Source organism: Streptomyces sp. NPDC004667 (genome assembly GCF_040609475.1).
GTDB lineage: Bacteria > Actinomycetota > Actinomycetes > Streptomycetales > Streptomycetaceae > Streptomyces.
In genome coordinates, this window is sequence record NZ_JBEXKC010000034.1 from 44,965 (window position 1) to 67,509 (window position 22,545).

The 22,545-nt window shown below is 75.4% G+C and carries 1 protein-coding gene; it reads left to right on the forward strand.

Annotated elements, in window-relative coordinates:
• Positions 1–49 precede the first annotated feature (49 nt).
• A complete protein-coding gene (locus ABZW32_RS20295; RefSeq protein WP_356217719.1) occupies positions 50–22,510 on the forward strand; it encodes an SDR family NAD(P)-dependent oxidoreductase in 22,461 nt (7,486 codons plus the stop codon).
• The last annotated feature ends 35 nt before the right edge of the window (positions 22,511–22,545 follow it).

Sequence of the window (22,545 nt, forward strand, 5' to 3'; positions counted from 1 at the left end):
CAGGCAGTAACAGCACAAGGGTTTTGTGACGAGCATGGGTGAGGTTCCAATGGCGCAGCAGGCAGCGGATCAGGACAAGATCATCGGCTACCTGAAGCGGGTGACGGCCGATCTGCACCAGACGCGGCAGCGCCTGCGTGAGGTCGAGGACCGGGAGCCGGAGCCGATCGCCATCGTCGGCATGGCCTGCAGGTTCCCCGGCGGCATCCAGTCGCCGGAGGACCTGTGGGACCTGGTCGCGGGAAGTCGGGACGCCGTCACCGACTTCCCGACCGACCGCGGCTGGGACCTGGAGTCCCTGTACGACGCCGACCCCGACCAGCGGGGCACCTCGTACACCCGCGAGGGCGGATTCCTCGACGGGGTCGGCGAGTTCGACGCCGGCTTCTTCGGGATCAGCCCGCGCGAGACCCTCGGCATGGACCCGCAGCAGCGCCTGCTGCTGGAGACGTCCTGGGAGACCTTCGAACGCGCGGGCATCGACCCGGTGACCCTGCGCGGCAGCAAGGCCGGCGTGTTCATCGGCACCAACGGCCAGGACTACCCCGACCTGCTGCGCGACGGGGTGCCCCAGGGCGTCGAGCAGTACCTCCTCACCGGGAACGCCGCCAGCGTCGTCTCCGGCCGGCTCTCCTACACCTTCGGCCTGGAGGGCCCGGCGGTCACCGTCGACACCGCCTGCTCGGCCTCCCTCGTCGCCCTGCACCTCGCGGTGCAGGCGCTGCGCGGCGGCGAGTGCAACCTCGCCCTGGCGGGCGGTGTCACCGTCATGTCCAGCCCGCGCGCCTTCGTGCAGTTCAGCCGGCAGCGCGGGCTCGCCCCCGACGGCCGGTGCAAGCCCTTCGCCGACGGCGCCGACGGCACCGGCTGGGGCGAGGGCGTCGGCATGCTCCTCGTGGAGAAGCTCTCCGACGCCCGCCGCAACGGCCACCCCGTCCTCGCCGTGGTCCGCGGCTCCGCGATCAACCAGGACGGCGCCTCCAACGGCCTGACCGCGCCCAACGGCCCGGCCCAGCAGCGCGTCATCCGTCAGGCCCTGACCAATGCCGGGCTCACCCCGGCGCAGGTCGACGTCGTCGAGGCGCACGGCACCGGCACCACCCTCGGCGACCCCATCGAGGCCCAGGCCATCCTGGCCACCTACGGCCAGAACCGGCCCCAGGGCCGCCCGCTGTGGCTGGGCTCCATCAAGTCGAACATCGGCCACACCCAGGCCGCCGCCGGTGTCGCGGGCATCATCAAGATGGTCGAGGCGATGCGCCACGGCGTCCTGCCCGAGTCCCTGCACATCGACCAGCCGTCCAGCGCCGTCGACTGGGCCACCGGTGACGTCGCCCTGCTGGACCGGACCGTGCCCTGGCCCGAGACCGGCCAGCCGCGCCGCGCCGGCATCTCCTCCTTCGGCGTCAGCGGCACCAACGCCCACACCGTCATCGAGCAGGCCCCGCCCGTCGAGGCGCCGGCCGGGGCGGGGGAGAGCGGCCAGGCCGACTCCGCCGCCGAGGCCACCGACGCCGCCGCCGACGCCGCCACCGGTCCCGTACCGCTGCTCGTGTCGGGCCACGGCGACGAGGGCCTGCGCGCCCAGGCGGGCCGCCTCGCCGCCCACCTGCGCGCCCACCCCGGACTCGCCGCCGACCCCGCCTCCCTCACCGACCTCGGCCTTTCCCTCGCCACCAGCCGCTCCGCGCTGGACCGCCGGGCCGTCCTCTTCGGCACCGACCGCGAGCAGCTCCTCGCCGACCTCGACGCGCTCGCCGCCGGCGAGCAGCCCGCCACCGCCCTCGTCGGCGCCGTCGGCGAGGGCAACACCGCCTTCCTCTTCACCGGCCAGGGCAGCCAGCGACCCGGCATGGCCCGCGAGCTGTACACCACCCACCCCGTCTTCGCCCGCGCCCTCGACGCGGTCCGCGACGAACTCGACCGGCACCTCGAACGGCCCCTCTACGACGTCCTGTTCGCGGCCGAGGGCACCCCCGAGGCCGCCCTCCTCGACGCCACGGCCCACACCCAGGCCGCCCTCTTCGCCGTCGAGGTCGCCCTCTACCGCCAGCTCGAACAGTGGGGTGTGCGCGCCGACTTCCTCATCGGCCACTCCATCGGCGAACTCGCCGCCGCCCACGTCTCCGGCGTCCTGACCCTGCCCGACGCCGCAGCCCTCGTCGCCGCCCGCGGCCGCCTGATGCAGGCCCTGCCGGCCGGCGGCGCGATGATCGCGGTCGAGGCCACCGAGGACGAGGTCACCCCGCTCCTCACCGACCGGATCTCCATCGCCGCCGTCAACGGACCCCGCTCCGTGGTCGTCTCGGGCGACGAGGACGCCGCGCTGGAACTCGCCGAGACCCTGCGCGCCCGCGGCCGCCGCACCAAGCGGCTCACCGTCAGTCACGCCTTCCACTCGCCGCTCATGGACGGCATGCTCGACGCGTTCCGCGAGGCCGCCGAAGCCGTCTCCTACGCGCCGCCGGTCATCCCGATCGTCTCCAACCTCACCGGCGCCTCCGTCACCGCCGAGGAGATCTGCACCCCCGACTACTGGGTCCGCCACGTCCGCGAGGCCGTCCGCTTCCTCGACGGCGTACGCGGCCTGGCCGCGCTCGGCGTCACCACCTTCGTCGAGGTCGGCCCCGGCGGGGTCCTCACCGCCCTCGCACAGGACTGCCTCACCGGCCAGGACGGCGAGGACACCCCCGAGGGCCTCGTCTTCGTACCCGCCCTGCGCGCCGACCGCCCCGAGCCGGCCGCGTTCGCCGCCGCCGTCGCCCGGGCCCACGTCCACGGTGTCGCGGTGGACTGGTCCGCCGTCTTCGCCGGGCGCGGCGGCACCCGCGTCGACCTGCCCACGTACGCCTTCCAGCGCCGCCTGTACTGGCCCGAGCCGCCCACCGCCTGGGCGGGCGACGTCACCGCGGCCGGCATCGGCTCCGCCGACCACCCGCTGCTCGGCGCGGCCATCACCCTGGCCGACGGCGACGGCTTCCTCTTCACCGGCCGGCTCTCCCTGGCCACCCACCCCTGGCTCGCCGACCACACCGTCATGGACACCGTGCTGCTGCCCGGCACGGCCTTCGTCGAACTCGCCCTCCAGGCCGGCGAACACACCGGCTGCGAACTCCTCGACGAACTCACCCTCCAGGCGCCCCTGGCACTGCCCCCGCACGGCGGCGTCCAGATCCAGCTCGCCGTCGGCGCGCCCGACGCCGACGGACGGCGCTCCCTGACCCTGCACTCCCGGCCCGAGGACGCGGCCGACGACACCTGGGGCGAAGGCGCCTGGACCCGCCACGCCACCGGCACCCTGGCCCGCGCCGCCCGCGACGCGTCCGGCACCGGCGCCGACCTCGCCGTCTGGCCCCCGCGGGACGCCACCGCCGTGCCCGTCGAGGGCCTCTACGACTTCCTCTCCGCCTCCGGCTTCGCCTACGGGCCCGTCTTCCAGGGCCTGACCGGCGCCTGGCAGCGCGCCGACGAGGTCTTCGCCGAGGTCCGGCTGCCCGAACAGGCACACGCCGACACGGCCCTCTTCGGCCTGCACCCGGCCCTCCTCGACGCCGCCCTGCACGCGGTCGGCATGGGCTCCCTGCTGGAGGACACCGAGCACGGCCGGCTGCCCTTCTCCTGGAGCGGCGTCACCCTGCACGCCGTCGGCGCCCGCTCCCTGCGCGTCCGCCTCGCCCCGGCCGGCCAGGACACCGTCCGCGTCGACCTCGCCGACGAGACCGGCGCCCCCGTCGCCACCGTGGCCGCCCTGCTGCTGCGCCCCGTCACCCCCGACCAGGTCCGCGCGGCCCGCACCGCCTTCCACGACTCGCTGTTCCACGTCGAGTGGAGCCCCCTGACCCTGCCGGCCGCCACCACCGTCGCCCCCGCCCAGTGGGCCCTGCTCGGCGCCGGGGCCGGCCCGCGCTTCACCGCCGTGCTGCCCACCGCCACCGCCCACCCCGACCTCGCCGCCCTCGCCGCCGCCATCGAGGCCGGCGGCCCCGTACCGCAGGCCGTGGTCGTCCCGCTGCCCGCCGCCGACGGCCCCGCGCGCACCCCCGTCGACGCCGCACTGCCCGCAGCCGTCGGCGAAGCCCTGCACCACGCCCTGGACCTGGCCCAGGCCTGGCTGGCCGACGACCGCCTGGCCGGCTCCCGGCTGGTGTTCGTCACCCAAGGCGCCGTCGCCACCACCCCCGCCGCCGACGTGCCCGACCTGGCGCACGCCCCGCTGTGGGGCCTGCTGCGCTCCGCCCAGTCCGAACACCCCGACCGCTTCGTCCTGATCGACCTGGACGAGCGCGAGGAGTCCCTGCGCGCCCTGCCCGCCGCCCTGGCGACCGGCGAGGCGCAGCTCGCCCTGCGCGAGGGCCGCGCCGTCGTACCCCGCCTCGGCCGGGTGCCCGCGCTCCCCGCCGCCGAAGGCCAGGAGGCCCGCCCGCTCGACCCCGATGGCACCGCCCTGGTCACCGGCGCCACCGGCACCCTCGGCGGGCTCGTCGCCCGCCACCTCGTCACCGGGCACGGCGTCCGCCGCCTGCTGCTGACCAGCCGCCGCGGCGAGGCCGCCGCCGGCGCCGGAGAGCTGCTCGCCGAACTGCGCGCGCTCGGCGCCGAGGTGACGCTGGCCGCCTGCGACGCCGCCGACCGCGAGGCCCTCGCCGCGCTGCTGGCATCCGTACCGGCCGAGCACCCGCTGACCGCCGTCGTCCACACCGCCGGCGTCCTCGACGACGGCATCCTCGAAGCGCTCACCGCCGAGCGCGTCGACCGCGTCCTGCCCGCCAAGGTGGACGCCGCCGTGCACCTGCACGAACTGACCCAGGGCCTCGACCTGGCCGCGTTCGTCCTGTTCTCCGCCGCCGCCGGCACCCTCGGCGCGGCGGGCCAGGCCAACTACGCCGCCGCCAACACCTTCCTCGACGCCCTCGCCCACCGCCGCCGCGCCGAAGGCCTGCCCGCCACCGCGCTCGCCTGGGGCCTGTGGGCCGAGCGCAGCGGCATGACCGGCGACCTCGCCGACGCCGACCTGGAACGCATCTCCCGCGCCGGCGTCGCCGCCCTGTCCTCCGCCGAGGGCCTCGCCCTCATGGACACCGCCCGCGCCGTGGGCGAGCCCACCGCCGTCCCCATGCACCTCGACCTGGCCGCCCTGCGCCAGGCCGACGCGAGCATGGTGCCGCCGCTGCTGCGCGGCCTGGTCCGGCCCGCCGCCCGCCGCACCGCGGCCGACCCGGGCGCCGCCCCCGCCGACGGCCTCGCCGAGCGGCTCCTGCCGCTGACCGCCGCCGAACGCGACCGGCTGCTGCTCGCCACCGTCCGCGTCCAGGTCGCCGCGGTCCTCGGCTTCCCCGGCCCCGACGCCGTCGACCCCGGCCGCGCCTTCAAGGAACTCGGCTTCGACTCGCTCACCGCCGTCGAGCTGCGCAACCGCCTCGGCTCCGCCACCGGCGTCCGGCTGCCCGCCACCCTCGTCTTCGACTACCCCACCCCGAACGCCCTCGCCGCGTTCCTGCGCACCGAACTCCTCGGCGACCGGGCCGCCCCCGCCGCGCCCACCACCGCCGGCGCCCCGGCCGTCGCCGACGAGCCCATCGCCATCGTCGCCATGGCCTGCCGCTACCCCGGCGGGGTCAGCACCCCCGAGGAGCTGTGGCAGCTCGTCGCCGGCTCCGTCGACGCGATCTCCGACTTCCCCACGGACCGCGGCTGGAACCTCGACGGGCTCTACGACTCCGACCCCGGCCGCGCCGGCACCTCGTACACCCGTACCGGCGGCTTCCTGCACGACGCCGCCGACTTCGACCCGGACCTCTTCGGCATCAACCCGCGCGAGGCCCTGGCCATGGACCCGCACCAGCGGCTCCTGCTGGAGACCTCCTGGGAGGCGTTCGAGCGGGCCGGACTCGACCCCTCGTCGCTGCGCGGCAGCCGCACCGGCGTCTTCGCCGGCGTCATGTACCACGACTACCTGACCCGCCTCCCCGCCGTCCCCGAGGGCCTGGAGGGCTACCTCGGCACCGGCACTGCCGGCAGCGTCGCCTCCGGCCGCATCTCGTACACCTTCGGCCTGGAGGGCCCCGCCGTCACCATCGACACGGCCTGCTCCTCCTCCCTCGTCGCCCTGCACCTGGCCGCCCAGGCCCTGCGCAGCGGCGAGTGCGACATGGCGCTCGCCGGCGGCGTCACCGTCATGTCCACCCCGGACACCTTCATCGACTTCAGCCGCCAGCGCGGCCTGTCCACCGACGGCCGCTGCAAGTCCTTCTCCGCCGACGCCGACGGCACCGGATGGGCCGAGGGCGCCGGCATGATCCTCGTCGAGCGCCTGTCCGACGCCCGCCGCAACGGCCACCCCGTGCTCGCCGTCGTCCGCGGCACCGCCGTCAACCAGGACGGCGCCTCCAACGGTCTCACCGCCCCCAACGGCCCCTCGCAGCAGCGCGTCATCCGCGAGGCCCTGGCCCACGCGGGCCTGACCGCCGCCGACGTCGACGCCGTCGAGGCGCACGGCACCGGCACGACCCTCGGCGACCCCATCGAGGCGCAGGCCCTCCTCGCCACCTACGGCCAGGGCCGCCCCGGGGACCGGCCGCTGCGCCTGGGCTCCATCAAGTCGAACATCGGCCACACCCAGGCCGCCGCCGGCGCCGCCGGCATCATCAAGATGGTCCAGGCGATGCGCCACGGCGTCCTGCCCGCGTCCCTGCACATCGGCGAGCCCTCCCCGCACATCGACTGGACCGCCGGCGCCGTCGAGCTGCTCACCGAAGCCGCCGCCTGGCCCGAGACGGACCGTCCGCGCCGCGCCGGCATCTCCTCCTTCGGCGTCAGCGGCACCAACGCCCACGTCATCATCGAGCAGCCGCCGCTGGAGCAGACCGACGAGGGCGAGGCGGGCCCCGGCACGGCCCCGCTCACCGAGGGGACCCCGCTCCCCTTCGTACTCGCCGGGCGTACCCCCGACGCGCTGCGCGCCCAGGCCGCCCGCCTCGCCGGCCACCTCGCCGCCCACCCCGAAGCCGCCCCCGCCGACGTGGCGTTCTCCCTGGCCACCACCCGTACCGCGCTGGACCGCCGGGCCGCCGTCGTCGCCGGGGACCGCGACGAGCTGCTGGCCGCGCTCACCGCGCTCGCCGAGGGCAAGGACGCCGCCCGGCTCGTGCGGCACGACACCGCCGACGGCCGCCTCGCCGTCCTCTTCACCGGACAGGGCAGCCAGCGCCCCGGCACGGGCCGCGAACTGTACGCCGCCCAACCGGTCTTCGCCGCCGCCCTCGACGAGGCCTGCGCCGCGCTCGACCCGCACCTCGAACAGCCCCTCAAGGACGTCCTGTTCGCCGAGGACGCCGAGCTGCTGAACCGGACCGGCTACACCCAGCCCGCCCTGTTCGCCCTGGAGACCGCGCTCTACCGGCTCGTCGAATCCTGGGGGGTGCGGCCCGACTTCGTATCCGGCCACTCCATCGGCGAGATCACCGCCGCGCACGTCGCGGGCGTCCTCACCCTGCCCGACGCGGCGAAGCTGGTCGCCGCCCGCGGCCGCCTCATGGAGGAACTCCCGGCCGGCGGGGCGATGATCGCGCTGAGCGCCACGGAGGACGAGGTCCGGCCGCTGCTGGCCGGCCACGAGGACCGGATCGGCATCGCCGCGGTCAACTCCGCCGCCGCCGTCGTCATCTCCGGCGAGGAGGACCTCGCCCTGGAGATCGCCGCCGAATTCGAGCGCCGCGGCCGCCAGACCAAGCGGCTCACCGTCAGCCACGCCTTCCACTCCCCGCTGATGGACGGCATGCTCGACGCCTTCCGCGACGTCGCCGCCTCGCTCACCTACCACGCGCCCACCCTCCCCGTCGTCACCCACCTCACCGGCGCCGTCGCGGGCGAGGAGCTGCGCACCCCCGAACACTGGGTCGCCCACGTCCGCGAAGCCGTCCGCTTCCTCGACGGCATCCGCACCCTGGACGCCGAACGCGTCACCACCTACCTCGAACTGGGCCCGCAGGGCGTCCTGTCGGGCCTCGGCCGCGACTGCCTCGGCGACACCGACACCGGCTCCGAGTCCGACGCCGTGTTCGTCCCGGCCCTGCGCCGCGACCGCGGCGAGGCCGAGGCGCTCGCCGCCGCCGTCGCCGCCCTCCACACCCGGGCCGTCCCGCTCGACTGGTCCGCGTACTTCGCCGCCACCGGCGCCCGCCGGACCGACCTGCCCACGTACGCCTTCCAGCGGCGCCGGTTCTGGCTCGAAGCGCCCGCCGGCTTCATCGGCGACGTCGAATCGGCCGGTCTGGGCGCCGCCCACCACCCGCTGCTCGGCGCCGCCGTACCGCTCGCCGACGGCGAGGGCTTCCTCTTCACCGGCCGGCTCTCCCTCGACACCCACCCCTGGCTCGCCGACCACGCCGTCATGGGCACCGTCCTGCTGCCCGGCACCGCCTTCGTCGAGCTGGCCATCCGCGCCGGCGACCAGGCCGGCTGCGACGTCCTGGAAGAACTCACCCTCGAAGCGCCGCTGGTCCTGGCCCCGCACACCGCCGTCCGCCTCCAGATCGTCGTCGGCGCCCCCGACCGCGACGGCCGCCGCACCCTCGACCTGTACTCCGGCGACCCGGACGCCGCCGACGACGAGCCGTGGACCCGGCACGCCGCGGGCGTCCTCGCCACCGGCGCCCCGCGCCCCGCCTTCGACCTCGCCGCCTGGCCCCCGCCCGGCGCCGAAGCCGTCACCGTCGATGGCCTGTACGAGCACCTCGGCCAGGGCGGATTCGCCTACGGGCCCGTCTTCCAGGGCCTGCGCGCCGCCTGGACCCTCGGCGAGGACGTCTACGCCGAGGTCGCCCTGCCCGAGGGCCTCCAGACGGAGGCCGCCCGGTTCGGCCTGCACCCGGCCCTCCTCGACGCCGCCCTGCACGCCACCTTCGTCAGGCCCACCACCGACGGCGACCGCCCGGCCGGACTGCCCTTCTCCTGGCGCGGCGTGTCCCTGCACGCCGTCGGCGCGGCCGCCCTGCGGGTGCGCCTCACCGCCGAGGGGGAGGACGCCCTCACCCTCCAGCTGGCCGACACCACCGGCGCACCCGTCGCCGCCGTCGACCACCTGATCGTGCGGCCCGTCTCCGCCGACCGGCTCGCCGGCGCCCCGCGCACCGCCCACCACGAGTCGCTGTTCCGCATCGACTGGGCCACCCTGCCGCTGCCCGCCGCCACCGGGGCAGCGGCCGAGGACACCGCCTGGGCCGTCCTCGCCACCGGCACCGCCAGCGACGCCGACGCCGATACCGCCACCGCGCTGCCCGGCCGGCCGCACGCCGACCTCGCGGCCCTCGCCGCCGCCCTCGACGCCGGCACCCCGGCCCCCGCGTACGTCCTCGCCCCCCTGCCGTCCGCGACGGCACGGGAGCTCACCCCGGACGCCGTCCGCGCCGCCACGCACCACGCCCTCGCCCTCGTCCAGGGCTGGCTCGCCGACGACCGCTTCGCCGACTCCCGGCTGGTGTTCGTCACCCGGGGCGCCGTCGCCACCCAGGGCGACTGGGACCTCACCGACCCCGTCCACGCCCCCGTCTGGGGCCTGGTCCGCTCCGCGCAGGCCGAGAACCCCGACCGCTTCGTCCTGGCCGACCTCGACGGCGACACCCCCACCGAGCTCCTCACCGCCGCCCTGGCCACCGGCGAGCCCCAGTTCGCGGTCCGCCGCGGCACCGTCCACGCCCCGCGCCTCGCCCGGGTCCCCGCCACCACCCCGCTGACCCCGCCCGCCGACGGCTCCGCCTGGCGCATGGACATCGAGGACAAGGGCACCCTCGACCACCTCACCCTGCTGCCGAGCCCCGAGTCCGAGGCCCCGCTGGAGCCCGGCCAGGTCCGCGTCGCGGTCCGCGCCGCCGGCCTCAACTTCCGCGACGTCCTCAACGCCCTCGGCATGTACCCCGGCGACCCGGGCCTGATGGGCAGCGAAGGCGCCGGCACCGTCGTGGAGACCGGCCCCGGCGTCACGGACCTCGCCCCCGGCGACCGCGTCATGGGCATGCTGCCCGGCGCCTTCGGCCCGCTGGCCGTCGTCGACCGGCGCATGATCGCCCCCATGCCCGAGGGCTGGACCTTCGCCGAGGCCGCGGCCGTACCGATCGTCTTCATGACGGCCTACTACGCCCTCCACGACCTCGCCGGCCTGCGCCGCGGCGAGACCCTCCTCGTGCACGCCGCCGCCGGCGGCGTCGGCATGGCCGCCGTCCAGCTCGCCCGCCACTGGGGCGCCGACGTCTACGCCACCGCCAGCCCCGCCAAGTGGGACACCCTGCGCGGACTCGGCCTGACCGACGACCGGATCGCCTCCTCCCGCACCCTCGACTTCGAGGACACCTTCCGGACGGCCACCGACGGCCGCGGCGTCGACGTCGTCCTGGACTCCCTCGCCCGCGAGTTCGTCGACGCCTCACTGCGGCTCCTGCCGCGCGGCGGCCGCTTCGTGGAGATGGGCAAGACCGACGTCCGCGACCCCCAGGACGTCGCCCACGCCCACCCCGGCGTCTCCTACCAGGCGTTCGACCTCACCGAAGCCGGCCTCGACCGCATCCAGGAGATGCTCACCGAGCTCCTCGGCCTCTTCGAATCCGGCGCCCTGCACGCCATCCCGGTCTCCGCCTGGGACCTGCGCCAGGCGCCCGAGGCGTTCCGCTACCTCAGCCAGGCCCGCCACACCGGCAAGATCGTGCTGACCGTGCCCGCCGCCTGGAACCCCGAGGGCACCGTCCTCATCACCGGCGGCACCGGCACACTGGGCGCCCTCGTGGCCCGGCACGCCGTCACCGCCCGGGGAGCCCGCCGCCTGGTCCTCACCAGCCGCCGCGGTGAACGGGCCGCCGGCGCCGCCGAACTCGCCGCCGAACTGCGCGCGCTCGGCGCCGAGGTCACCATCGCCGCCTGCGACGCCGCCGACCGCGAGGCCCTCGCCGCGCTGCTGGCATCCGTACCGGCCGAGCACCCGCTGACCGCCGTCGTCCACACCGCCGGCGTCCTCGACGACGGCATCGCCGAAGCCCTCACCCCCGAACGGGTCGACCGCGTCCTGCGCCCCAAGGCCGACGCCGCCCTCCACCTGCACGAACTGACCCGCCGGCTCGACCTGGCCGACTTCGTGCTCTTCTCCTCCGCCGCGGGCACCTTCGGCGGCGCCGGCCAGGCCAACTACGCGGCCGCGAACGTCTTCCTCGACGCCCTCGCCCGCCACCGCCAGGCCCACGGCCTGCCCGCCACCGCCCTCGGCTGGGGCCTGTGGGCCGAGGCCAGCGGCATGACCGGCGAGCTCGACAGCGCCGACAAGGACCGCATGACGCGCTCCGGCGTCCTCGGCCTCTCCTCCGAGGAGGGCCTCGCCCTCCTCGACACCGCCCACCGCACCGGCGACGCCCACCTCGTCCCCATGCAGCTCGACCTCGCGCCGCTGCGCCAGGCCGACGCGAGCATGGTCCCCGCCCTGCTGCGGGGCCTGGTCCGCGCCCCCGCCCGCCGCGCCGTCGAAGCCACCTCCGCCGGCACCGGAACCCCGCTGGTGGAACGGCTCGTACGACTGCCCGAGAGCGAGCGGGACGCACTCCTGCTCGACCTCGTACGCGACCAGGTCGCCGCAGTCCTCGGCCACGCCACCCCCGACGCCGTCGAACCCGGCCGCGCCTTCAAGGACCTCGGCTTCGACTCGCTGACCGCCGTCGAGTTCCGCAACCGCCTCGGCGCCACCGCCGGTGTCCGCCTGCCCGCCACCCTCGTCTTCGACTACCCGACCCCGACCGTCCTGGCCGGCTACCTCAAGGACGAACTCCTCGGCTCCGCGGCCGCCGCCGCGATCCTCCCGGCGCACACGGCCGCCGCCGAGGCCGACGACCCCATCGCCATCGTCGCCATGAGCTGCCGCTTCCCCGGCCGCGTCCGCAGCCCCGAGGACCTGTGGGAGCTCCTCGCCGAAGGACGCGACGGCATCGCCGACCTCCCCGCCGACCGCGGCTGGGACACCGAGGCGCTCTACGACCCCGACCCCGACAGCCCCGGCACCTCGTACGCCCGCGAAGGCGGCTTCGTCTACGACGCCCACCACTTCGACCCCTCCTTCTTCGGGATCAACCCCCGCGAGGCCCTCGCCATGGACCCGCAGCAGCGCCTGCTGCTGGAAACCTCCTGGGAGGCCTTCGAACGGGCCGGGATCGACCCGACGGGCCTGCGCGGACAGCAGGTCGGCGTCTTCGTCGGCCAGATGCACAACGACTACGTGTCCCGCCTCAACACCGTCCCCGAGGGCGTCGAGGGCTACCTCGGCACCGGCGGCTCCAGCAGCATCGCCTCAGGCCGGGTCTCCTACACCTTCGGCTTCGAGGGCCCCGCCGTCACCGTCGACACCGCCTGCTCCTCCTCGCTGGTCGCCCTGCACCTCGCGGCCCAGGCGCTGCGCGCCGGCGAGTGCTCGATCGCCCTGGCCGGCGGCGTCACCATCATCACCACCCCCGACGTCTTCACCGAGTTCAGCCGCCAGCGCGGCCTCGCCGCCGACGGCCGTTGCAAGCCCTTCGCCGCCGCCGCCGACGGCACCGCCTGGGGCGAGGGCGTCGGCATGCTCCTCGTCGAGCGGCTCTCCGACGCCCGCCGCAACGGCCACCAGGTCCTCGCCGTGGTCCGCGGCACCGCCGTCAACCAGGACGGCGCCAGCAACGGCCTCACGGCGCCCAACGGCCCGGCCCAGCAGCGCGTCATCCGCCAGGCCCTCGCCAACTCCGGCCTGACCGCCGCCGACGTGGACGCGGTCGAGGCCCACGGCACCGGCACCCGCCTCGGCGACCCCATCGAGGCACAGGCCCTGCTCGCCACCTACGGCCAGGACCGGCCCGAGGGCAACCCCCTGTGGCTGGGCTCGATCAAGTCCAACTTCGGCCACACGCAGGCCGCCGCCGGTGTCGCGGGCATCATCAAGATGGTCATGGCGATGCGCCACGGCGTCCTGCCCGAGACCCTGCACGTGGACGAGCCGTCCCCGCACGTCGACTGGACGGCGGGCGCGGTCTCGCTGCTCACCGAGCAGCGCGCGTGGCCCGAGACGGGCCGGCCGCGCCGCGCGGGCATCTCCTCCTTCGGCATGAGCGGCACCAACGCCCACGCCATCGTGGAACTCCCCGAAGCGCCGGCCGGATCCGTCGGGTCCGCCGCCGAGACCCCGGCCGCCCCGGCCGCGCCCCGGACGGCCCTCCCCTGGCACCTGAGCGCCCGCACTCCCGACGCCCTGCGCGCCCAGGGAGAGCGGCTCCTCGCCCACCTGGAGGCCCACCCGGAGGCGGAACCCGTCTCCATCGGGCACGCGTTGGCGACGACCCGGGCCGTCTTCGAGCACCGCGCCACCGTGGTCGCCCCGGACCGCGACGGCTTCCGCGCCGGCCTGACGGCCCTCGCGGAGGGCCGCACGGCTGCGGGCCTGGCCCTGGGCTCACCGGCGGCGGGGGAGAAGCTCGCCTTCCTGTTCACGGGTCAGGGCAGCCAGCGCTTGGGGATGGGGCGCGAGCTGTATGACGCCTACCCGGTGTTCGCGACCGCCCTGGACGAGGTGTGTGAGCGGCTGGAACTCCCGCTGAAGGAGGCGCTGTTCGGTTCGGATGCCGCCCTGCTGGACCGTACGGAGTACGCCCAGCCGGCGCTGTTCGCCGTCGAGGTGGCGCTGTTCCGGCTGCTGGAGTCGTGGGGTGTGAAGCCGGACTTCCTGTCCGGTCATTCGGTCGGTGAGATCGCTGCCGCGCATGTGGCGGGTGTGCTGTCGCTGGAGGACGCGTGCACGCTGGTCGAGGCGCGCGGGCGGCTGATGCAGGCCCTGCCCGCCGGTGGTGTGATGATCGCTCTGGAGGCTTCGGAGGACGAGGTCCTGCCGCTGCTGACGGACCGGGTGAGCATCGCCGCGGTCAACGGTCCGCGTTCGGTTGTGATCGCCGGTGACGAGGACGCGGCGACGGCCGTCGTGGGGTCGTTCGCGGACCGGAAGTCCAAGCGGCTGACGGTGAGCCATGCGTTCCACTCGCCTCACATGGACGGGATGCTGGACGGGTTCCGCCAGGTTGTGGCCGGGCTGACGTACGGTGCCCCGCAGATTCCGGTGGTGTCGAACCTGACCGGTGCCCTGGTCTCGGCTGAGATGGGTTCGGCGGAGTTCTGGGTGCGGCACGTCCGTGAGGCGGTCCGCTTCCTGGACGGTGTCCGTGCCCTGGAGGCCGCGGGCGTGACCACGTACGTCGAGCTCGGGCCCGACGGGGTGCTGTCCGCGATGGCGCAGGCCTGCCTGGCCGACGACACCGGCACCGCCGCCTTCGTACCCACCCTCCGCTCCGGCCGCGACGAGGCCGAGACGCTGCTCTCGGCCCTCTCCACCGCCTATGTGCGCGGTACCGCCGTCGACTGGGCGGCGTTCTACCGCCCGCTCGGCGCACGCCCCGTCGACCTGCCGACGTACGCCTTCCAGCGCGGCGTCTACTGGCTTGACGCCGGCCGCGCGGACGGCGACGTCACGGCGGCGGGACTCGGCACCGCCGACCACCCGTTGCTCGGAGCCGAGGTCCAACTCCCCGACTCCGACGGCCACCTCTTCACCGGCCGCCTGTCGCTGACCACCCACCCCTGGCTCGGGGACCACCGCGTCATGGGCGCGGCCCTCCTGCCCGGTACGGCCTTCGTCGAGCTGGCGCTCCGGGCCGGCGAGCACGTCGGCTGCGACCTGGTCGACGAACTCACCCTCGAAGCCCCCCTGGTGCTGCCCGAACAGGGCGGCGTACAGCTGCGGCTGGCCGTCGGCGCCGCCGACCCGTCGGGCCGTCGCCGCAGCCTCGCCCTCCACTCCCGCCCCGAGGGCGCGGACACGGACGCGCCGTGGACGCGGCACGCCGTCGGTGTGCTCGCGGCCGGGGCCGAACCGGCCCCGCAGGACGTCACCGAGTGGCCGCCCGTCGGCGCGGAGCCCGTCGAGGTGGCGGGCCTGTACGAGGGCCTCGCGGACTCCGGCTTCGGCTACGGCCCGGTGTTCCAGGGCCTGCGGGCCGCCTGGCGGCACGACGGCGCGTACTACGCCGAGGTCGCCCTCCCCGAGGGAGCCGCCGACGAGGCAGGCCGGTTCGGCCTGCACCCGGCCCTCCTCGACGCGGCCCTGCACGCGCTCGGACTGCGCGAGTCGGAGTCGGGCAGCGGCGAAGGACGGCTGCCGTTCTCCTGGTCCGGAGTCTCCCTCCACGCGGTCGGCGCCGCCGAGCTGCGCGTCCGCCTGACCACCGCCCGGAACGGCGAGGTGGCCATCGCCATCGCCGACGCCGCTGGAGCCCCGGTGGCCTCGGTCGCCGGCCTGGCCCTGCGGTCCGTGAGCCGCGACCAGCTGAACACCGCCCCCGACCTGACCCGCGACGCCCTGTTCCGCATGGAGTGGACCGAGTCCGCCTCGCCGGCCGGTTCCTTCGAGGACTGGTCCCTGTGGGGCGAGGGCGACGGGACCGCCGCCGCGACGGTGGTGTCCTGCCTGGAGCCCGTCGACGGGGACGTGGCCGCTGCCGTGCACGCCGAGACCAGCCGGGTGCTGGAGCTGCTCCAGGAGTGGCAGGCGGCCGATCGGCCCGCCGATTCGCGCCTGGTGTTCCTGACGCGGGGTGCGGTGGAGGCCGTGCCGGGTGAGGGTGTGTCGGACCTGGTCCACGCTCCGGTACGGGGCCTGGTGCGGTCGGCGCAGTCGGAGAACCCGGGGCGGATCGTCCTGGTGGACGTGGATGCCGATGCCGAGGTGGAGCAGGCGCTCTCCTCCGCGCTGGCCTCGGGTGAGTCCGAGGTGGCGGTGCGTGGCGGTTCGGTGCTGGTGCCGAGGCTGGCGCGGGCTGCGGTCGTGGCTGACGCGGCTCCTGCGTGGGATGCCGAGGGCACGGTCCTCGTCACGGGTGCGAGTGGTTCGCTGGGTGGCCTGTTCGCCCGGCACCTGGTGGCCGAGCACGGCGTACGCCACCTGCTGTTGGTGAGCCGTCGTGGTGAGGCGGCCTCGGGTGCCGTCGAGTTGTCGGCGGAGCTGGCTGAGCTGGGTGCGGAGGTGGCGTGGGCGGCGTGTGACGTGGCCGACCGGGAGGCGCTGGCCGCCGTCCTGGCCGCGATCCCGGCCGAGCGTCCGTTGTCGGCGGTCGTGCACACGGCCGGTGTTCTGGACGACGGAGTTGTCGGCTCTCTGACGGCTGAGCGGTTGTCGGCGGTGTTGCGTCCGAAGGTGGACGCGGCGTGGAACCTGCACGAGCTGACCGCCGGTCTCGACCTGTCCGCGTTCGTCCTGTTCTCGTCGGCCGCTGGTGTGTTCGGCGGCGCGGGCCAGGCCAACTACGCGGCTGCCAACACCTTCCTGGACGCCCTCGCCGCCCACCGTCGGGCCCAGGGCCTGGCCGCCACCTCCCTCGCCTGGAGCCTGTGGACCGGTGTCGGCGGCATGGGCGGCGACCTCGCCGAGGGCGACCGCGAGCGCATCAACCGCGGGGGCATCGGCGTCCTGTCGCCTGAGACGGGCCTCGCCCTCTTCGACGCGGCCGGCCGCACGGCCGAACCGCTGCTCGTGTCCGTCCCGCTCGACCTGGCCGCCCTCCGCGCGCAGGCCCGGAGCGGAATGGTTCCTCACCTGCTGCGCGGGCTGGTCCGCGTACCGGCCCGCCGGGCTGCGGGTGGAGCGGGTGCCACGGCCGACGGGTCCGCGCTGCGCACCCGGCTGGTGGCGCTGCCGGCGGCCGAGCGCGAACAGGAGCTGCTGGACCTGGTCCGGGCCGAGGTGGCCGCCGTACTCGGGCACGCCTCGACCGACGAGGTGCCGGCCGACCGGGCGTTCAAGGAGCTCGGCTTCGACTCCCTGACCTCCGTCGAGCTGCGCAACCGGCTCGGCGCCGCCACCGGCGAGCGGCTGCCCGCCACGCTGGTCTTCGACTACCCGACGCCGAACGCCCTCGCCGCCTACCTGCGCACCGAAGTCCTCGCGCTGGCCGGGGACGGGGAGCCGGACGACGCCGCTGCCTCCCTGCCGGCCACCCCGGGAGCCTCGTTCCAGGACGACCCGATCGCGATCGTCGGCATGAGCTGCCGTTACCCCGGAGGGGTCGAGACCCCCGAGGACCTGTGGCGCCTGGTGCTCGGTGGCGTCGACGCCATCTCGGAGTTCCCGCAGGGCCGTGGCTGGGACCTGGAGTCGCTGTACGACCCGGACCCGGACGGCAAGGGCACCAGCTACACCCGCTCGGGCGGCTTCCTCCACGACGCGGGCCGCTTCGACCCGGCGTTCTTCGGGATCTCGCCGCGCGAGGCCGTGGCGATGGACCCGCAGCAGCGGCTGCTGCTGGAGACCTCCTGGGAGGCCTTCGAGCGGGCCGGCATCGACCCGGCCTCCATGCGCGGCAGCCGGACCGGCGTGTTCGCGGGCATCATGTACCACGACTACGCCACCCGGATCACGTCCGTGCCCGACGGCGTAGAGGGCTACCTCGGCACCGGCAACTCCGGCAGCATCGCCTCCGGCCGCGTCTCGTACGCGTTCGGTCTGGAGGGCCCGGCGGTCACCGTCGACACCGCGTGTTCCTCCTCCCTCGTCGCCCTGCACTGGGCGATCCAGGCCCTGCGCAACGGCGAGTGCTCGATGGCACTGGCCGGCGGTGTCACGGTCATGTCCACGCCCGGCACCTTCACCGAGTTCAGCCGCCAGCGCGGCCTGGCCGCCGACGGCCGCATCAAGTCCTTCGCCGCCGCCGCCGACGGCACCAGCTGGGCCGAGGGTGCGGGCATGCTGCTCGTGGAGCGCCTGTCCGACGCCCGCCGCAACGGGCACCCGGTGCTCGCGGTGGTCCGCGGCTCGGCGATCAACCAGGACGGCGCCTCCAACGGCCTGACCGCCCCCAACGGCCCGTCCCAGCAGCGCGTCATCCGCCAGGCCCTCGCCTCCGGCGGACTGACCAGCGACCTGATCGACGTGGTCGAGGCGCACGGCACCGGTACGACCCTCGGTGACCCGATCGAGGCGCAGGCCCTGCTGGCCACCTACGGGCGGGAGCGCGCGGCGGACGAGCCGCTGCTGCTGGGCTCGATCAAGTCCAACATGGGCCACACGCAGGCCGCCGCCGGTGTCGCCGGCGTGATCAAGATGATCATGGCGATGCGGCACGGCGTCCTGCCCAAGACCCTGCACGTGGACGAGCCCACCCCGCACGTGGACTGGGAGGACGGCGCCGTCACCCTGCTGACGGAGGCCGTGCCGTGGCCGGAGACCGGGCGTCCGCGCCGGGCCGGCGTGTCCTCGTTCGGCATCAGCGGCACCAACGCCCACACCATCATCGAGCAGGCCCCGGACGAGGTCGGGGCGAGCGCGCCCGAGGCCGCGACGGCGCCCGTGCTGCCCTACGTATTGTCCGCGAAGTCGGCGGACGCCCTGCGCGGCCAGGCGGCCCGCCTGCGCACGCACCTGGAGGACGCCCCCGCGTCGGCCGTGGCGGACGTGGCCTTCTCGCTGGCCACGCGCCGTGCCGCGTTCGACCACCGAGCGGTGGTCGTGGCGGAGGGCCGGGAGGAACTGCTGCGCGGCCTGGCCGCGCTGGCGGACGGCGACGTGTCCGCTGCCGGGGTCACGAGCGGCACCGTGGGCGCCGCCGGAGCCGGAAAGCTGGCCTTCCTGTTCACGGGGCAGGGCAGCCAGCGCCTGGGGATGGGGCGTGAGCTGTATGACGCCTTCCCGGTGTTCGCCGCCGCGCTGGACGCGGTGTGCGAGCGGCTGGAACTCCCGCTGAAGGAAGCGCTGTTCGGCGCGGACACCGGTCTCCTGGACGAGACGCGCCACACCCAGCCCGCGCTGTTCGCCGTCGAGGTGGCGCTGTTCCGGCTCCTGGAGAACTGGGGTCTGAAGCCCGACTTCGTGTCCGGGCATTCGATCGGTGAGATCGCCGCCGCGCACGTGGCGGGGGTCTTCTCCCTGGACGACGCGTGCGCGCTGGTGGAGGCACGCGGCCGGCTGATGCAGGCGCTGCCGGCCGGTGGTGTGATGATCGCGGTGCAGGCTTCGGAGGACGAGGTCCTGCCGCTGCTGACCGACCGGGTGAGCATCGCCGCCGTCAACGGGCCGACCTCGGTGGTCATCGCCGGTGACGAGGACGCTGCCGTCGCGGTCGTGGAGGCCTTCCCCGACCGGAAGTCCAAGCGGCTGACCGTCAGCCACGCCTTCCACTCCCCGCACATGGACGGCATGCTGGCCGACTTCCGCAAGGTCGCCGAAGACCTGGCGTACGCCACACCGCGGATCCCGGTCGTCTCCAACCTGACCGGCGCCCTCGTCACCGACGAGATGGGATCGGCGGACTTCTGGGTGCGCCACGTCCGCGAGGCGGTCCGCTTCCTCGACGGCATCCGCACCCTGGAAGCCGCCGGAGTCACCACGTACCTCGAACTCGGCCCGGACGGTGTTCTCTCCGCCCTCGCCCAGGACTGCCTGACCCAGGACGGCGCGGCCCGCTTCGCGCCCGCCCTGCGGTCCGGCCGCCCCGAGGCCGAGACGCTGAACACCGCCCTCGCCCTCGCCCACACCCACGGCGCGGCCGCCGACTGGGAGGCCTACTTCGCCCCGACCGGCTCCCGCGCGACCGAACTGCCCACGTACGCCTTCCAGCGCGACTGGTACTGGCTCGACTCGGCCGCCGGCGCCCAGCACGTCCCGGGCGACGCCGCCGGCTTCGGACTCGGCACGACGGACCACCCGCTGCTCGGCGCGGCCGTCGAACTGCCCGACTCGGACGGGTTCCTGTTCACCGGCCGGCTCTCCACGGCCACCCACGGGTGGCTCGCGGACCACGCCGTCCTGGGCTCGGTCCTGCTGCCCGGCACGGCCTTCGTGGAACTGGCCGTCCGGGCCGGCGACCAGGTCGGCTGCGACGTCCTGGAGGAACTGACCCTGCAGGCACCGCTCGTGCTCCCCGAGCGCGGCGGAGTCCAGCTGCGGCTCTCCCTCGCCGGCGCCGACGAGACCGGCCGCCGCGCCCTGTCCCTGTACTCCCGCGACGAGGAGAGCCCCGCCGACGAGCCGTGGACGCGGCACGCCACCGGCGTCCTCGCCACCGGTGACGCCCCGGCCCCGACGGCCGACCTCACGGACTGGCCGCCGGCCGGAGCCGAACCGGTCGACATCGACGGCCTCTACGACGGCCTCGCCGCGGCCGGGTTCGACTACGGCCCGGCCTTCCAGGGCCTGCGCTCTGCCTGGCTCCACGGCGACGCCGTCTACGCCGAGGTGAGCCTCGACGAGGAGACCGCCGCAACGGCCGACTGGTTCGGCCTGCACCCGGCCCTCCTCGACGCCACCCTCCACGCGGCCGGACTCGGCGCACTCGTCGAGGACACCGGACAGGGGCGCCTGCCCTTCGCCTGGAGCGGCGTACGCCTCCACGCGGCCGGCGCCGCCGCCGTACGGGTCCGCCTGGCCCCGGCCGGGCGCGACGCCGTGTCACTGGAGCTCGCCGACCCGGCGGGCGCACCGGTCGCCTCGGTGGAGTCGCTCGCACTGCGGGCCGTCTCGCCCGATCAGATCGGCGCGGCCCGCGGCGCACGCCCCGAGTCGCTGTTCCAGGTCGAGTGGACGGCGCTCCAGCCGGCCCCGGTGCCCGCGGCCGAGCAGCGCCCCTGGGCCCTGCTCGCCGACGGCCACCCCGGGCTCGACACCGTGGGCGTGCGCTACGAGGCCCACACCGGCCTCGCGGACCTCGCCGCTCCGGCTCTGGTCTGCGTACCGCTGACCGCGCCGGCCGATCCGCAGGACGTGGCGGGCGCGGTGCACGCCGAGACCGGACGGCTGCTGGAACTGGTACGGGAGTGGCTGGCCGAGGACCGGTTCGCGGACTCGCGCCTGCTGGTCCTGACCCGGGGCGCGGTGGCCGCCGCGCCGGGCGAGGACATCGCGGACCTGGTCCACGCTCCGGCGTGGGGCCTGCTGCGCTCGGCGCAGTCGGAGAACCCCGGCCGCATCGTGCTGGCCGACACGGACGGGACCGACGCCTCCTACCGGGTCCTGCCCGCGGTGCTGGCCTCGGGTGAGTCCGAGGTGGCGGTGCGTGGCGGATCGGTGCTGGTGCCGAGGCTGGCGCGGGCTGCGGTCGTGGCTGACGCGGCTCCTGCGTGGGATGCCGGGGGCACGGTCCTCGTCACGGGTGCGAGTGGTTCGCTGGGTGGTCTGTTCGCCCGGCACCTGGTGGCCGAGCACGGCGTACGCCACCTGCTGTTGGTGAGCCGTCGTGGTGAGGCGGCCTCGGGTGCCGCCGAGCTGTCGGCGGAGCTGGCTGAGCTGGGTGCGGAGGTGGCGTGGGCGGCGTGTGACGTCGCCGACCGGGAGGCGCTGGCCGCCGTCCTGGCCGGGATCCCGGCCGAGCGTCCGCTGTCGGCGGTCGTGCACACGGCCGGTGTTCTGGACGACGGTGTCGTCGGTTCTCTGACGGCTGAGCGGTTGTCGGTGGTGTTGCGTCCGAAGGTGGACGCGGCGTGGAACCTGCACGAGCTGACCGCCGGTCTCGACCTGTCCGCGTTCGTCCTGTTCTCGTCCGCTGCGGGTGTGTTCGGTGGTGCGGGTCAGGCCAACTACGCGGCGGGCAACGTGTTCCTGGACGCCCTCGCCGCGCACCGCCGGGCCCAGGGCCTGGCCGCGACCTCCCTCGCCTGGGGCCTGTGGGCCGAAGCCGGCGGCATGGGCGGCGCCCTGAACAGCGAGGAGGTCTCCCGTCTGGGCCGGGGCGGAGTGAACGCCCTGACCGCGGCCGAGGGCCTGACCCTGTTCGACGCCGCCTCGGCCACCGAACGCCCGCTGCTGGTACCGGTCAAGCTGGACCTGGCCGCCCTGCGCGCCCAGGCGGGCGGCGGAATGCTCCCGCCGCTGCTCTCCGGCCTCGTCCGCACCCCGGCCCGCCGGACCGCCGGCGGCGCCACCGCCCCCGGCACGGACGGCGGAGCGGAACTGCGCGAACGCCTCTCCGGGCTCGCGCCGGCCGCACGGGACGAAGCCCTGCTGGAGCTGGTCTGTGCGTACGTCGCGGGAGTCCTCGGCTTCGCCGGGCCCGAAGCGGTCGACCCGGCCCGGTCGTTCAACGAGGTCGGCTTCGACTCGCTGACCGCCGTCGAACTGCGCAACCGCCTCGGCGCCGCCACCGGCGTACGCCTCCCCGCCACCCTCGTCTTCGACTACCCGACGCCGACGGCACTGGTGGAGTACCTGCGCGACGAGCTCTGGCAGGACGGCGCGGCAGCCGTACCCCCGCTGCTCGCCGAACTGGAACGCCTGGAGAAGACGCTCGTCACCTCGACGCCCGACTCCGCGGGCCGCGACCGCATCACCGAGCGGCTCCAGGCCCTGCTCACCGCATGGAACACGGCCGGGGACGAGGCGGCGGCCGCCGCCGACCCGGACGGGGCCCAGGTGGCCGAAGCCCTGGAGAGCGCGACCGACGACGACCTCTTCGACTTCATCGGCAAGGAGTTCGGCATCTCATGACGCGGCAGCTCCACCCCACCCCTTCCCACCACTTT

What these genes read in the sequence shown, in the direction of transcription:
- ABZW32_RS20295 (WP_356217719.1), top strand. Translation starts at nt 50, where the DNA reads ATGGCGCAGCAGGCAGCGGATCAGGACAAGATCATCGGCTACCTGAAG.